We start from the raw sequence: 16,606 nt of genomic DNA on the forward strand, positions 1-16,606 counted from the left end.
TCCCTCTGTGTTAAAGTATTCCCAACCTTTTTAAACACGCTATACCATGAACATCCTCCACACCTCCGACTGGCATCTTGGCCAGAGTTTTTTTACTCAAAACAGAAGAAATGAACACCAGGCTTTTCTCGATTGGTTGTTAACCGTTGTGCGTACTCACAACGTCCAGGCAATAATCGTTGCCGGAGATGTCTTCGACACCGCCTCGCCACCCAGTTACGCGCGGGAAATGTATCATTCGTTTGTGGTATCCCTACAGGCAACCGGTTGTGGACTTATTGTATTAGGTGGTAACCACGATTCTGTGTCTGTGTTAAACGAAACCCGAAGTTTGCTACAACACTTGCATGCGAGGGTAGTTGCAGCCTGTACAGATGATTTGTCAGAGCAGCTTATTGACATTAAAGACAGTAACGATCAGGTTGTAGGACTAGTGTGTGCTGTGCCTTTTTTGCGGCCACGAGATCTCATTAAAAGTGAGGCGGGACAATCCGGTGAAGATAAGAAAGCCCAGATTGGAGAAGCAATTTCTGCTCATTATCACGCGCTTTTCGACCTCGCGTGTAAGCGTCGAGATGCCCTAGGTCTCTCCATTCCTATAATCGCAACCGGGCATCTGACTGCATTGGGTGTGAGTCAGTCAGATAGCGTTAGAGACATCTACATCGGCACCCTTGAGGGGTTTTCGGCTGACGGTTTTCCTGCCGCCGACTATATTGCTCTTGGCCATATCCACCGTCCACAAGTGGTTGCCAAGCGTGAGTACATCCGCTATTGCGGTTCACCGATTCCCTTGAGCTTTGACGAGTTGGGCACTCAAAAGCAGGTGTTAGTAGTGACATTTCAGGAAGACAAGCGCACAGCAATTACGCCGGTGCCGGTACCCCGTTTTCAGCCAATGTCTGTATTGAGAGGAGATCTGGCTGAAATTGAAACTCAGTTGGCAGGGTTTAAGGACTCAGACGGCACTACCTGGTTGTGCATCGAAGTTACTACTGACGGTTATTTGACCGACCTTCATCAGCGAATTCAATCGATGGTAGATGCGCTGCCGGTAGAAGTATTGCAGTTACGCCGTGTAAAGTCAGCACAGGCTCATGCTATTGGACAGGATTGCAGCGAAACACTCACTGAACTGACGCCCCAGGAGGTATTCGAACGCCGGTTGCAGACGTTGGGTGACCAACTTGAACCACAACTTACTTCTGCGTTGCGTCAACGTTTTGCAGCCGTGGTAGCTTCTCTTGATGAGGAGATTGACTAATGCGAATTTTGTCATTGCGGCTAAAAAATTTAAATGCCTTAAAAGGCGACTGGAAAATAGACTTCACCCAACCACCGTTCTCTGACAACGGTTTATTTGCGATTACAGGTCCTACGGGAGCAGGCAAAACCACCTTACTCGATGCTATCTGCCTTGCGCTGTATCACCAAACGCCCCGATTGGGTCAGTTGTCGTCATCGTCCAATGAAATTATGACCAGAGGCACTGCTGAATGTTTGGCGGAAGTTGAGTTTTCTGTAAAAAATACGGCTTACCGCGCTTTTTGGAGTATGCGCCGGGCAAGGGGGAAACCGGATGGGAATTTACAGCAGGCAGAAGTTGAGTTGGCAGAAGTCGGCAGTAAGAAAATACTCGCCTCTCAAATAAGACCGAAAGCGGAAGAAATAGAAAAGATCACCGGGCTGAATTTCGCTCGTTTTACGAAGTCTATGTTGTTGTCTCAAGGACAGTTTGCGGCTTTTCTGAATGCCCAGGAAAGTGAGCGGGCAGAGCTGTTGGAAGAACTGACCGGCACAGAGGTGTACGGCCTTATTTCCCAACGTGTCCATGAAGCATTCAAAGCAGAAGAGCACGAATTAGCATTGCTACGGGCTAATATTGATGCTGTTCAGTATTTAGATGACACAGCACGGCAGTCGCTTAACGAACAGCTCAAAAACGTGAATGTGCAAGTAAAGAAACTGGATGACGACATAGCTGTATGGCAACAAGGGCTGCGCTGGTGGGAGGGTGTTGAACAACGAAAAGCCGCATTGGAACAGGCGTCCATAAGCCTCAATAACGCCAGGCACGAAGTAGAAAATAACGCAGCTAGTCTGCAGAAACTGGCAGAGGGTGAGCCCGCTCAGCAGTTGCGCCCAATTTGGGATCAGTTTCAGGAGTATCAGCGTGAACAGGGTCAACAACGTCAATTGGTTGCAGAAGCGTTAAGCGAAAAGTCCCGTCTTGAAAAAACGCGGGACGATGCCAACCTCGATGCAAACACTGCCCATGTAAACTGGCAAAAAGCGCAACAGGAATACGAGACTCAACAGACTTTCATCGAGAAAAAGGTTAAACCGCTCGATGCTCAGATAGCACAAGAGACCGAGCATTTATCTGATTTGGTCAAAACCCGTAAAGGTACGCAAGCCAAGGTTGAAGCGCTTCGTGAAGATCTGGCTGCGAAAGAAAAGCTTATTCAGGAGGCAGAAGCCACAAAAAATGCCTGTGATGAGTATGCCACTGCTCACACTCATCATTCTGCGCTGGCAGAAAAAATTTCCGGTTGGCGGATTCGATTTGAACAGGGCCGTGACGTGGCAGCACAGATTGCTCAAGCCACGGTTAAGCGCGAGGAAGCTCGCAGCGAAACCGCAAGGTTGAAAGCTCTGAAGGCAGAGACGCACGATCGACTAGACCAAGCCATTGCCGCTGAAAAAGCGTGTGAAAAGGATTGCACAGACGCCCTTGCAAATATCGATGGCTTGTTAGCCATGTCTTCAGAAGCTGATCTTGAACAGCAGTTGTCTGACAACCAAGGATTATGGCGTCCTCTGGCGGAAGCTAAACAGTTGCAGCGCACAGCCACTGCGCTCACGGAAAAGCAAAATGTGCTTAGGAAAAAACACTCCCACGACAGCGAAGCGTTAGCTGCGGCCACTGCAACGCACAGTGCTATGCGAGCCCGCTGGGCAGAAATAAATGATGCGCTGAAAGATGTAACTGCACTACTTTCTCAGGAAGAACAACTCTCGATTTATCGCAAGCAGTTACAAGAGGGAGAACCTTGTCCTCTGTGTGGTGAACAAGTACGAGCCGTTGATAGTTCATGTCACATCGATGTGGCACAAAGCACTCAGCGTCAGGCAACCTTACAACAACGTTTAGTCGAAGCTGAACGGGATGGTATGAATGCCAGGGATAAGTGTAGTGTGTTGTCGGCAAGTTTGGCACAGATAGCACAAGCCACAAGTGAATGTGACAGTGACTGGGAAGTGCTGGTGGCTCGTTGGCAGCAGTACTGCCAACAACTTGGTATTCAAAGTGAGCTCACTGATACCGCTACGTTAGATGAAATGGAAAGCAAGTTAACTGAAGATCAGAAGCGGTTTACGGAATCTTTGAATGCTATTAAAGCAGCGAGGGCTCGCTGGCAGCATAAACGGGATGATGCTCGTGCGTACCAGCAAACTACGAATACACTACAGGGTGAATTGGCACTGCACCAACAAAATCTGGAACATAGCATCAAGCAGGAGAAGGCGCTAAACGACACAATCGCTTCTTTAGAGGCTGAAAAAGCGCGCATAGCTACACCACTTACCCATGATATACAAGATTCAGGGTTTGCGTTTGTGCCAGTTGATGATGCTGAAACATGGTTAACGCAGCGGGAAGGTGAACGAGATAAGTGGCTGGCTAATCAGCAGCAAACACAACAGATAGAAAAGAGTCTGCTTTCATTGCACGCAGATAGGAAAGTGTTACAAGACGCTCTGACTAACGGTCAGGAGCAGTTAGCCGGATTGCAAAAAGAGATAACTGCCGTGGAACGTGTGATTAAAAATATCACCGCTGACCGCGTGGCGTTGTTCGGCGAGCAAAACGTTAGCGATGTGTTAGAAGCGTTGTCATTACACCTTCAAACTATGAGTAAAAACAGAGACGAAGCGACGAATGTGTTGGCTAATGTTCGAGAGGCATTCGGGCGTGCTGATACTGTGTGGCAAGAAGCAGTAAAATTGATGCGGCACATTGAAAACAGATGTGAAGAACAAGGCTCTGCGTGGTCGAAGGCGAGGCATGAAGCGGGCTATTCCAGCGATGATAATTTTCTCAACGCTTTGTTAACTCAACAAGAGTACACAGATTTACAGACGCTGAAAAGTACACTGGATACATCAATACGAAAAGCCGAAATACTAAAAGAAGAAGCGCAACAGGGGCTTGCACAGTGGCAAGCACGTCCTGAAGCTATCAAGTGGCAGGATGTAACCCATCAGCAAACTGTGGAACATTTGGCTGTCTTAAACGAGCAGCGCGACGACTCGCTTAAACAACGTTTCGACATTACCTCCACACTTGAGCGCGACAGCGAATTGCGTCAACAGCATAAAGGCCTGATGGAAGAAATTTCGAATAAAGAAAAAAGTTTCAGTACCTTGTCTGCGCTGCACGGCCTTATTGGTTCAGCCAGCGGCAGTAAATTCCGGACCTTTGCACAAGGGCTTACTCTGGACAATCTTCTCGTACTCGCTAACCGTCAGTTAACGCGTTTGCAGGGGCGTTACCAGCTCACCAGAAAGACTGGGGAAGATCTGGCACTTGTTATAGTAGATACATGGCAAGGCGACGTGGAACGCGACACTCGAACCTTGTCAGGAGGGGAGAGTTTTCTGGTGAGTTTAGCAATGGCACTGGCACTATCAGACCTGGTAAGTCACAAAACCAGTATCGACTCTTTATTTCTCGATGAGGGGTTTGGCACTTTAGATGCGCAAACTCTGGATGTGGCACTGGACGCCTTGGATAACCTCAATGCATCCGGCAAGATGATTGGCGTAATAAGCCATATTGAAGCGATGAAGGAACGCATTCCCACCCAGGTTAAGGTGAATAAAAGAAGCGGTTTGGGCCTAAGTGTGTTGGCACCGGAATTTCAGCATAACAATACCTGAAGAATCATTACCCATTAAAATAACTAGCTCGCGGTGTCGGAAATTTTTGTCCTGAGTTCACCAGCGTAATCTGGTGAGCTCAGCCTTAACGGTTTAGTGGCAGCAGGAACTGCTTTTTGATGTGTTTTCAGTTTTTGTTCGCGCCCATTTTTTCATGCCTGTTCGCCATGTGTTACGTGCGATAAGTAAACCTAATACCAAGGCACACAACCCGTAAATTAGTTCAACGCCGCCACCGTGAATATGCTGTCCCTCGCCAGTTGGAATAAAGCTGCCCAACGCGTATGTGTCAACGAGCAGGTTCAACAGGTAGCCTAAACCGATGCTTGACGACAAAATACAGAAAATGTAGATCCCCAGGGTGCGTTTTCCCATTTCCTTTCCAATCATGCCCATCGTTGAAACATTGGTCGCCGGCCCTGCAAGTAAAAACACCAGAATGGCTCCGGGGGAGAGGCCTGCAGACAAAAAACCTACCGCCAAAGGTGTGGATGCAGTGGCGCAAATGTACATAGGAACGCCAATCAGTGCCATAACCAGCATTGCAAGAAAGCCGTCACCCCAGGACGTTAGGAACGAAGTCGGCACCCAGGTTTGAATGGCGGCAGCCAGTAATAAGCCCACCAGTAACCACAAGGTAATGTCTTCTAATAACTTACCGGTAGAAAATTGCAGTAAAGTAGCCAGCTTATTCGGTTTTTCTTGGGCTGGATCCGGGGTGCCGCAGCAACTGTCGGCATTATTGTGGGAACTATCAGTATCACAGTGTTCATGATCATGTGTACTGTGCTCCTGACTGTCGCTCCTAGCGGGTTCTTTTGAGCAACATCCATGATGCTCATGGCTCGGTGTGTCTTTCTCGGCAAACAACTTAACCATCAAACCCGCATAAATTGCACTAAAGATGGCGGCGATGGGCCTGACAACAGCAAACACGGGGCCTAATAATGCGTACGAAACAGACACAGAGTCGACGCCGGTCTCTGGCGTGGAAACCAGAAATGATACCGTAGCCGGTCGGGATGCCCCGCTTCTTCTTAGCCCAAGTGCGGCTGGAATTACTCCACAGGAGCACAGGGGTAATGGCGCTCCGATGAAAGCGGCTTTTAACACTGCGCCCACACTGCTGTTGCCCATATGTTTTTGCAGCAAACTGATGGGAACAAGCTCGTGCATGATCCCTGCAACTAGTAAGCCTAATAGTAGCCAGGGCGCTGATTCGACGAATAGTGCGAGGAAATTAGTAAAAAACACAATAATGTCTGTCATAGCGGCGTATCCGAATCAAGAAGCTGCAATATATTGCAATGTTCCGCACTGCGCGGGCCGCCATCGCAAGCAATAGCGAGCTGTTGGAGCGAACCACGAATTTTTTCCAATTCGTCAATTTTTTTTGATACCTGATGAATTTTTTGTTCTGTCACTTCTTTGACCTCCATGCAGGTGTGAGCATCCGGGTGAAGTTTCAGTGCGAGTAGCTCACTGATTTCTTTCAGTGTAAAACCAACAGCCTTGGTGCGCTGAATGAACTGTAGCTTTTCCAGATCTTGTTGTGAGAACTGTCGATATCCTGCGGCTGAGCGACGGGTAGGGCAAAGTAAGCCCTGCTCTTCGTAAAAGCGGATAGTGTCTACGGTTAACCCGGTAGCTTTGGCAAGTTGGCCAATTTTGTAAAATTCTTCGTTCATACAAATAAGTATAAACCCTGGAGCTTACTCCAGAGTCAAGTTTCTTATCAACCGTTGTAAATAAACGATGAAACTGCTTAAACTTGGATGAAAAGTGGCGATAGGGGGACTAGGGACTTTCTATTTTTCTTCCCTTTTTTCAAATTCCCGCTGAAGTTTGGCCGGTAAATAAGCTATGGTGGTCTTATACCCGATGTCGAACAAGGTTTCTTTATCGTCAGTACAGGCGTTGAAATCCACCGCAGAGACCTCACCAGTATCAATAAGTATGGTACGTTGCCAAAATTCTGCATGGACATATTCCCTGGACAATGCAGACATAAAAGTTCTGGCTAACAGCAATAAATAGAAGGGGAGGGCAAAGCGCCGCTTTACCCCAAGATCTTCTTTTTTTTGCCGGCTTTGTAAGCGAAAGCACACCGACAGTGTGCCGTCTTCCTGCCAGTCTTTGAACAATGCGTCTTCTGAAAGAATAGCCCCATCTACCAATAGTTTGTCCTCGAATTTTTTAAACGAAAAAATAAGTGGTATCGACATAGATGCCCTTACAGCCGCAGCGACTTTTATGTCGGGCGTGTGTTGTCGATTGAATATTACCGGTCCGCCACCGTTAACATCGGTAGCAAGAATGTGTAGCGGGGTTGGCATTGTGTTGAAGGTAGCACCTTTGAGTAAGTCATCCAGCCACTGTTCGAAATAGTCGCCAGAGGCTAACCCGCCTTCCCGGAGTAGTCGCCAAAAGGAAAAGTCGGCAAATTGACGAAAATCGGTGGTTAATGCCAGGTTTTTCATTGACGATATTGAGTGGCCGTGCGCGTAGAGTGCCGCAATGATAGCACCACCGGACACACCAACCATGTTGCCACAACTGATATTGAGATCGTCCAGGGCCTGTAAAATACCGATGTGAGCTGGCAAGCGCGTGCCACCGCCAGCTAAAATAGGTACGATTTGCGTGGGTGCAGGCTCAGATAGTGACAAAGCGATACTCCGTTTTCCCTTTGTCACTGAGTGTAGTCTATAAAAACTTGCCCGCCAGCGACTAACCTTTCATTTTCATGTTAGCGCTAGTGTCGACGGGGGAATAATTACTATTGACTGGCGCTTTCGCAATGGGCGAGAAACTCCTCATAGGTGCCTTCAAAACTATTGAGCTGCTTGTCTTTGATTTCAATAATTTGCGTGGCCAGAGAGGAAACAAATTCACGGTCGTGACTAACAAAAATAACCGTTCCATCGAAATTGCCAAGGGCAATATTTAACGCTTCAATGGATTCCATATCCAGGTGGTTAGTGGGCTCGTCCATCACTAGAACATTGATATCCTGAAGCATCAATTTGCCGAATAGCAGTCTGTTTTTTTCCCCACCGGAACAAACGCTGACTTTTTTATTAAAATCGTCAGAGCCAAACAGTAAGCGACCTAACATGGCTTTAACCTGTAAATCGTCGTGCTTAGGGCCGCGCCACTGAGACATCCATTCGAATAATGTCATGTCATTAGCAAAGTCGCGATTGCTGTCTTGGGGTACATAGCCCACAGCGGCATTTTCCGCCCACTTCACTACGCCTTCGTTAACTTCTAATTCGTTTATCAGGCATTTTAAAAGTGTGCTTTTGCCTGCGCCATTCTCACCGATAATCGCCAGGCGGGCGCCGGCTTCCAACAGTAGGTTACCCTTTGAAAAAAGAGGAAGCTCGGGGAATCCATGGCCAACATCTTCCAGGGTAATGGCCAGTCGATGCAATTTTTTGTGTTGTTTGAATTGAATGTAAGGTTTACGACGGCTGGAGGCTTTTATTTCAGCCAATTCTATCTTTTCCAGGCGTTTAGCCCGCGAGGTTGCTTGTTTAGCTTTTGAGGCGTTAGCAGAAAAGCGCGCCACAAAGCTCTGCAATTCTTCAATTTCAGCTGATTTCTTCGCGTTTTCCTGATGCAACTGCTCTTGAGCAAGCGCTGCAGCCTCGGAATAAGCATCGTAATTGCCAGGATAAATACGCAGTTCACCGTAATCGATGTCGGCCATGTGCGTACACACGGAATTTAAAAAGTGGCGATCGTGAGAAATGATAATCATGGTGGATTTGCGCTTGTTAAGCTCTTCCGCCAACCAGGATATAGTGTAAATGTCCAGGTTGTTAGTAGGCTCGTCAAGCAACAGGATGTCAGGATCTGCAAACAAAGCCTGGGCGAGCAATACACGCACTTTCTTACCTGGTGCCACTTCTTTCATCAAGCCGAAGTGATAAGATTCTTCAATGCCTGCAGCAATGAGAATATCTCCTGCTCTGGCTTCTGCGGTGTAGCCGTCCATTTCAGCGAATTGTGTTTCCAAATCGGCCACGCGCATGCCGTCTTCTTCGCTCATTTCTGCTTTGCTGTAAATGATGTCCCGTTCTTGTTTAACTTCCCACAGTTCACGGTCACCCATGATAACCGCATCCACAACACTCATCTCTTCAAAGGCAAATTGATCCTGGTTTAAGATCCCTAGCTTGGTCCCGGGTGCCAGAGAAACATTTCCCCCAGTTGGTGTTAACTTGCCACTTAAAATTTTCATGAACGTAGATTTGCCACAACCATTGGCGCCAATGAGACCGTAACGGTTTCCGTTTCCGAATTTCGCTGAGATATTTTCAAACAGTGGTGAAGCACCAAATTGCATCGTTACGTTGGCAGTGGTAATCAAAATAAATTCCAAGTGTTAGGCGGTGAATTTTTGCTGGGTTAATGCAGGATTAATGCATCGCGGGCGCGCAATATAATGAATCGGAACACTGGTGTCGAGGATATTTTGGACAAAACAGCAGCAATTCGTTTTCTCATGCAGATGTTATTACTCACTCGCTTAATTGGTAACCAAAGTGTTAAAAATTTGAGAACTATGTTGACCTTTCTGAAACCATGTTTTAATGTGATGAAAGCGCTTTCAATTCTGGTGCTTTTATTTTTGGCCCTTTTGTAAGCGCTTACAAAATGTCTGCGGGAGTTTCGCGACGTTTACAGCGATTAAATTTTGTATCAGGGCTGAAAATAATGACTAATAAGACAACTCAACTTACGCGGCTGGCTGCTGCGATTTCGGTCACAACCCTCTTTGGCTGCGGAGGCGGAGCGTCCACTTCAACCAACCTAGAGATTGTTGAACCTACCCAGCCTGTCACAGACTGGGAGTTGGTGTGGAGTGATGAATTTGACGGCACCAGCATCGATGACAACAAATGGACTCACGAAATCAACTGTGACGGTGGTGGTAATAATGAATCACAATGTTACACCGATAGTGATGAAAACAGTTTCGTAGCGGATGGCATTTTAAATATTGTGGCGCTACCCGCGGAAGAAGGGGCTGAAAAACCCTATACCTCAGCACGACTTAACACCCGATATAAAGCTGACTTCAAATACGGTCGCATCGAAATGCGGGCTAAATTACCGGCAGGTCAGGGCAGTTGGCCAGCGTTTTGGATGATGCCAACGGATGAAGTCTATGGTGGCTGGCCCCGTTCAGGCGAAATTGACATTCTTGAATCGGTAAACTTAAAAGCAATGGATGCCGACGGCAACCCCGAAGCGTATATCCACGGTACATTGCATTATGGCCAGGAATGGCCGAACAATGACAGCTCAGGCAAGGCGTATAAATTACCCGACGGTGCTAACCCCGCAGATGACTTCCACACCTATGCGGTAGAATGGCAGGAGGGAGAAATTCGCTGGTATATGGATGATTATCTGTATGCCACACAGCGTCGCTCTGAAGAGCGTTACAACAGCAAAGGCGAAGCTACCGGGCTGTCTCACCGTGGATGGTATGCTGAGTACTACGAGCAGGGTACTGGCGAGCTTACTACCTTCTGGGACAATGCGCCTTTTGACCAGGAGTTTTATCTCATTCTCAACTTTGCTGTGGGTGGTGACTGGCCCTCGAACGTAAACGAGCTTGGCATTGATGCAGATGCGTTTGCCAACGGCAATACCTATGAAGTCGATTATGTTCGCGTTTATCAGTGTGCTTCAGACCCTGATACAGGTAAGGGTTGTGAAACTATCCGCCCTGGCTATGAATCATTAGACGATGCGTTAGTTGAAGGTGCAGCACCCATTCCTTCGCCGCCATCTACTGGTATAGCGCAAGATCTCACCATATTTGACAATACGCCAAACCCAAACTGGCCGGCATGGGATTGCTGCGGCGGCACCACACCTGCGTTAGTGGAAGATGCTGACGAAGGCCAGGTGTACGAATTTAGCATTGGAGCGACGCCGACAGTGATGGGCTTTATTAGCCGTGAGCTGTTCATCACCGACCCCGAAGGACAGGCGCAAACCTTTGATGCCTCGCCCATGGCTGATACTGGGAGTCTCAAGTTCGATCTGAAATTAACTTCTTCACCAAATGACACTACTGCCAACTGGTTCGTCAAACTGGAAAGTGCTGAAGGTACCACTGAAGTCTCTGTGCCTCTGATGAGTGGTTATGTAGGCCCGGGCGACCTAGACAGCGTTTCTCCTCGTGCAAACGAATGGGAGTCTTTCGAGTTTCCCCTTTCCGTGCTTGCTGACGGCGGCCTTGACCTGAGTGCTATTGATGTAGTGATGGTATTCCCTGAGTGGGGCAAAGGCGAAGGCAGTGTGTATCGTCTGACCAATGTGGAAATATCACAGGATTCTTACCCGGAACTGGTTGTGTTCGAAGACAGCATGAATGTGAACTGGCCAATGTGGGACTGCTGTGGTGGCTCTACCCCCACAGAAGAAATCGATAACGAAGAACACGGTCTTACTGCAGAATTTCGTATTGGTGCAGAACCAACGGTAATGGGCTTTATTACCCGGTCGGCAGCGGGTGGTGGCGATACTCCCTTTGATGCCACAGCCATAGCAGATGAAGGGTTATTACAATTCGACATGCGTGTTGTCAGTATGCCAAATGACGCAAGTGCGACCTGGTTATTCAAAGTGGAATCTAATGATGCCGCGACTGCAGTAGAATTACCACTTACCGCAAGTGCAGAAGGCGCTGCGCCCGTTGAAGGCGAGTGGCAAACTTATACTTATCCACTTGCAGATCTTCAGGCTGCCGGACTCGACCTCAGTGCCATTGACGTTATCATGATTTTCCCGGCTTGGGGCAGTGGTGAAGGTGCTGTGTATCGCGTAGATAACATGAAGATCTATCACCCGGACGCTGGTGCACAGCAATCCTCTGAGCTGACTCTGTTCGCTGACAGCGCTGCCTCTCAATGGTCAATTTGGGACTGTTGTGGTGGCTCTACTCCTACCGAAGAAACTGACGACGACGCTCACGGCACCGTGGCAGAATTCAGAATTGGTTCACAACCTACGGTAATGGGATTCTTAGCTGACGAAGATGTTTCTTTTGACGCTTCAGCTTTATTGAGCACAGGCGTAGTTCGCTTTGAAATGAAAGTAAGTGCATTGCCAAATGACAGCTCGGCACCTTGGTTATTCAAAATTGAATCCATTGGTGCTTCAACCGCTGTGGAATTGCCACTTTCCTCCAGTCTCGAAGGCGCAGATCCTGTTGCCGGTGAATGGCAGACCTATACCTTTCCATTACAGACGTTGTATGACGCTGGCCTGGATATAAGCGCTATTAATGTTGTCATGGTGTTTCCCGCCTGGGGACAAGGCGAAGGCGCGGTGTACCGTATAGATAACGCTGAAATCGCAGCAGAATAGAAATAAAGGCTGCCGCCAGCTAATCGGCTGGCGGCAATGAGAAGCCATCAAGATTCAGTAGGGCTATTATGAAAAACACAGTATTTAAAAAATCTCATCTTGCTACAGCTTTAGCAGTAGTCATGGGTACAGCACTTAGTTCTTCGGTGTCAGCGCAAGAAGATACACAAGCTGATAACCCTGAAATGGAAGTGATCCAGGTAAGTGGTATTCGCGGCAGCTTAATGCGTTCGATGGACTTAAAACGCGGTTCAAGCGGTGTGGTTGACGCCATTTCCGCAGAAGAACTGGGTAAGTTTCCCGACACCAACCTGGCGGAAGCATTGCAACGTATTACCGGGGTGACCATTAGTCGTTCTAACGGCGAGGGTAGCCAAATCACAGTTCGTGGTTTTGGCCCGGAGTTTAACCTTGTGACGTTGAACGGACGGCAAATGCCGGGCACTGGCTTTACCCGGTCTTATAATTTGGAAAACCTCTCCTCCGAAGGGGTAAACACCCTTGAGCTACAAAAAACTGCGCGGGCGGAAAACCCAAGTGGTGGTTTGGGTGCCACGGTAAATATTCTCACAATGCGCCCTCTTGCAAGACCTGGCCAGCAATTTTCTATCTCCGCTAAAGGTATCATGGATACGTCTAATGAAGCGGGCGATGACATCACACCGGAAATCGCTGGTGTATTCAGTAATACCTTTAATGACGACATGTTTGGTATTGGCGTATCTTTTTCCCATCAGGAACGGGATTTCCAACAACAGGCGGCCAGTATTCAGGGCTGGGTTTTACAGGAAAATGATGCCTTGCCTGAACTCGATGCTGAGAATGTCATTGACAACAGAACAAACCTGACTGATGTTGCCTTCTTTCCTAAGGACATGAACTACAGCATTAACGATGTTCAGCGTGAACGTACAAATGCCCAGGTAACTTTCCAGTTCCGGCCTGTAGACAATTTTACTGCCACTGTAGATTACACTGCCTCCCGTGCCACCACTGGTACGAATACCGTGGGTTGGGGTATTTGGAATAACTTTGGTGCCAACATTAATGCCTATGAATTGGATGAAAATGGTACCGCGGTATACGCTGACATTAGTGGTGATGATGGTTCCTTTACAGCCAGTCGAAATACAACGCAAGTTGATGCACGTTCCATAGGTATTAACCTTGAGTGGCAAATTAATGACGATTGGGAAGTCTCCCTGGATTACCACGATTCCAGCAATGAAACTGACAACGGCCACGACGACGGCCTGGGCAGTGCTGGTCAAATCATTCTCGGTTCTGATCAGTTACTTTCCAAAGTCTATGACTACCGTTCAGGAGAAGTACCCAGCGTTTATGTAAATTGGAATAACGGTACCAATGAGCTCATGCCGAGCGAGATTGATTCGAATTTCAGCCAGTTTATTTACTCGCCCGGAAAGTCTGAAATACAACAATTCCAGCTCGATGGTACCTGGTACAATTCTGCATTTGATATTCCCCTTGTGAAAGTGGATTTTGGTGTAGCTAGAACAGAGCAAACATTAAGTGGATTTACTGCGTGGAGTGGGCTGCGTGGTGGTCCGGGCTTTAGCCCGTCATATACGGAAATCTTCCCCGACAGTATGTTTGTCAGAAACGACACCGGTGATTTCCTTGATGCGTTTGACGGTGGAGGTTCTGATTTAAACCCTAATTACTACTATACCTACAGCTTCGATGAAGCCATCACGCGGCAGCTGGCGTATCTGACGGCCGATGTCACCGGTGAAAGCAACGTATATTCAACTGACCCATACTTCAGCGGTGACCCATCAGTAAGCCTGGTGGAAGAAACCACTGACTCAATCTACGTGCAAACAGAGTGGGATTTTGATGTAAAAGGTTATTACGTTCAGGTGAACGCAGGTGTTCGCTATGAGGAGACAGAAGTACCGAGTTCTGCAGAAGTGCGTGTACCTGTGCAGGTTAACTGGGTTGCTGCGTCAGAGTGGATCACCGAGTTCCAACCTGAACTACAATTGCAGGATTTTACCGGCGAATACGATGTACTTCTGCCCATGTTCGACGTAAAAGTTGATGTTACTGACGATGTGGTTGCCCGCTTCTCCTGGGGTAAATCTATTACACGTGCTCCGATTGGTTTATTGCAGGGTGGCCGTTCGTTTAGCGGCAGTCCTAAAATAGGCGCCAGAACCGTGTCAGAGGGTAATACCAGCTTGTTGCCATATGAGTCTACTAACCTGGATTTATCTTTTGAATGGTATTACGACGAATCAAGCTATGCGTCTGTAGGACTGTTCAGAAAATCGGTGAAAAACTATATAGATTATCAGTCTTCAGATGAGACCTTCGACGGGTTGTTTGACATCTACGAAGGTGCCCGTTGGAATGAAGCTGTAGCTGCACTTGAAGCCAACGGTGTTCAGGCAACCGATTCAGCTATATACGGCTATTTTGTTGATAATGGCTATGCTGATGCTAATGGCGTGGTAGAACCTGAATCTGGTGACCCGCTTATTTCCTGGCGCGTAACTAAGCCTCGGAACCTCGACGACACGAAAACCGTGGATGGTATCGAAGTGGCTATTCAGCATACCTTTGGTGACACTGGTTTTGGTGTGGGTGTAAACGGCACCGTGGTAGATGGGGATGTTGAATATGATCCTTACGACCTTGAGCCACAGAACCCGTTGGTGGGGATCAGTGACTCTGCCAACTTCCAGGTTTTCTACGAAAAAGAAGGTTTATCGGTAAAAGTCACTTATGCCTGGCGTTCAGATTACGTTGTGGGCATGGGCCAGGCCCAGGGCTCGTCAGATAACCCCGCTACTCAGTTTGATAGTTTTGGGCAGTGGGATGCGAGTATCAACTATGACTTTAACGAGCATTTCACAGTGTTTGTTGAAGGCGTGAATATCAACAATGAAACTGAGCGTGGTTATGGCCGGTTTGAAGAGCAGTTCCTGTTTGCTCGTCAGTACGGCCCTCGTTATACCCTCGGTGCTCGTTACACATTCTAACCTCATACGTTCGTAAGTAACGACGAAGCCGCTTCTTGACAGTAGCGGCTTTTTTTATCGGACTCCACCAATGTCTTGCTTCTATCACCAGTGACGTATTTTAAGATAATAAACAGTGTGAAATTAGATAATTAAGATAATACCCGTGAGACACAAAAATAGCCTACAATAAAGCCATGCACGTTTGCGCGGTTTTCTAATGAAACTTTTCAATTTTTATTCTCTTTTCTTTTTCTTTTCCTCAGGTTGCGCTATGGCGCAAAGCACTCCTTCTGAATTTGCAGAAATGAGTTTTCAGGATTTACTTGATGTTGATATTAGTGAAACTGTAACAGATGCTAGTTCACGTAAGTGGTCGGTATCCTTACAGTTTAAAGCTGCAGAGTTCGACGGCTACATGATTGATGACAGCGATGTATCCCGTGACGAAGTACTTTTCGTGCCTGGTGAAGAGCAAAGGACTAATGAAAACTTCCCCGTTCTGCCCACAGTCATCAATCAATATGCCAAGATTGTTCAAATAGGGTACCAGTATAAAAAAGACATCAAAGTAGGGGTGCAAATTCCCTTCATTCGTCAGGAAACTGACCATATCAGTGTAGTACCAGGCTATGATGAATTTTTGATTTCATCTGAGGGGTTAGGTGACGTTGTCGTTACGGGGCATTTCGAATATATAGCAAATGAAAATTACAGCGTATGGGTAAGTGGGGGTATCAGCTTTCCCACTGGCTCAATTGACGAGCAAGGTGACACGCCAAGAGCGGCCGGAGACCAACAGTTACCTTATACGATGCAATTAGGTTCTGGTACCTATGATTTGCCATTGGAAATTGGGTTACGTAATAAGGGAGATTATCCGTTTTCCGTTTCATTGTCGGCACGTATTCGCACAGGTACTAACGATCGTGATTATCGGTTGGGCAACAATTATGAGTTAAATGGTAAGTACAATTTTGTATTAACAGAACGTAGTATGCTCTTCACCGGCGCAGAGATAAGTTATGCAGATCCTATTCACGGTCAGGACGATGAGATTACCGTAGATAGCGCATTTCCTTATCCTGCGGGAATTACTAACCCTGCTTTATATGGCGGCACAAAAGTAAAGTTGAATGCCGGACTAAGTTATACAGCCGCTGACTGGCTTCAAATTATGGTAACTGGAAGTAAACCTGTATATCAGAATTTAAACGGTCCACAGCCTAAAGAGTTATGGCGTTTCGGTTTTCAATTGTCGACGTTCTTTTAAGCGATAA

General features: G+C 47.3%; 9 protein-coding genes. 5 read left to right on the forward strand and 4 right to left on the reverse strand.

Annotated elements, in window-relative coordinates; genetic code table 11:
• Nucleotides 1-46 precede the first annotated feature (46 nt).
• Nucleotides 47-1,264, forward strand: a complete 1,218-nt coding sequence (sbcD, locus tag ACXACM_RS08625) for an exonuclease subunit SbcD (RefSeq protein WP_474821108.1) — start codon at nucleotides 47-49, stop codon at nucleotides 1,262-1,264.
• Nucleotides 1,264-4,944, forward strand: coding sequence for an AAA family ATPase (locus ACXACM_RS08630; RefSeq protein ID WP_474821110.1), 3,681 nt, complete (start codon nucleotides 1,264-1,266; stop codon nucleotides 4,942-4,944). The genes sbcD and ACXACM_RS08630 overlap by 1 nt, the downstream gene beginning before the upstream one ends.
• A 93-nt stretch (nucleotides 4,945-5,037) precedes the next feature.
• Here ACXACM_RS08630 and ACXACM_RS08635 read toward each other — a convergent pair whose 3' ends face one another.
• From ACXACM_RS08635 to ACXACM_RS08650, 4 genes are all read right to left on the reverse strand, one after another.
• A complete protein-coding gene (locus ACXACM_RS08635; RefSeq protein ID WP_474821111.1) occupies nucleotides 5,038-6,213 on the reverse strand; it encodes an SO_0444 family Cu/Zn efflux transporter in 1,176 nt (391 codons plus the stop codon).
• Entirely contained in the window at nucleotides 6,210-6,632 is a 423-nt protein-coding gene (gene zntR / locus ACXACM_RS08640; RefSeq protein ID WP_474821112.1) for a Zn(2+)-responsive transcriptional regulator, read from the reverse strand. The genes ACXACM_RS08635 and zntR overlap by 4 nt, the downstream gene beginning before the upstream one ends.
• 120 nt (nucleotides 6,633-6,752) lie before the next feature.
• The gene (locus ACXACM_RS08645) at nucleotides 6,753-7,619 is read right to left on the reverse strand and encodes a patatin-like phospholipase family protein (RefSeq protein WP_474824283.1); all 867 of its coding nucleotides are present in this window, start codon (nucleotides 7,617-7,619) and stop codon (nucleotides 6,753-6,755) included.
• Nucleotides 7,620-7,723: 104 nt separating this feature from the next.
• Complete coding sequence (locus ACXACM_RS08650) at nucleotides 7,724-9,322, reverse strand: ABC-F family ATPase (RefSeq protein WP_474821114.1); 1,599 nt, start codon at nucleotides 9,320-9,322, stop codon at nucleotides 7,724-7,726.
• A gap of 347 nt (nucleotides 9,323-9,669) precedes the next feature.
• On the opposite strand from ACXACM_RS08650, the gene ACXACM_RS08655 reads away from it, so the two are divergent.
• The 3 genes from ACXACM_RS08655 (at nucleotide 9,670) to ACXACM_RS08665 (ending at nucleotide 16,599) form a co-directional block, all read left to right on the forward strand.
• The gene (locus tag ACXACM_RS08655) at nucleotides 9,670-12,339 is read left to right on the forward strand and encodes a family 16 glycosylhydrolase (protein WP_474821115.1); all 2,670 of its coding nucleotides are present in this window, start codon (nucleotides 9,670-9,672) and stop codon (nucleotides 12,337-12,339) included.
• 68 nt (nucleotides 12,340-12,407) lie between these two features.
• Entirely contained in the window at nucleotides 12,408-15,347 is a 2,940-nt protein-coding gene (locus ACXACM_RS08660; RefSeq protein WP_474821116.1) for a TonB-dependent receptor, read from the forward strand.
• Nucleotides 15,348-15,600: 253 nt separating this feature from the next.
• Nucleotides 15,601-16,599: a hypothetical protein gene (locus ACXACM_RS08665; protein WP_474821118.1), complete on the forward strand. Its 999-nt coding sequence runs from the start codon at nucleotides 15,601-15,603 to the stop codon at nucleotides 16,597-16,599.
• Nucleotides 16,600-16,606 lie beyond the last annotated feature (7 nt).

Source organism: Alteromonas sp. AWQ4_252, from assembly GCF_056158205.1.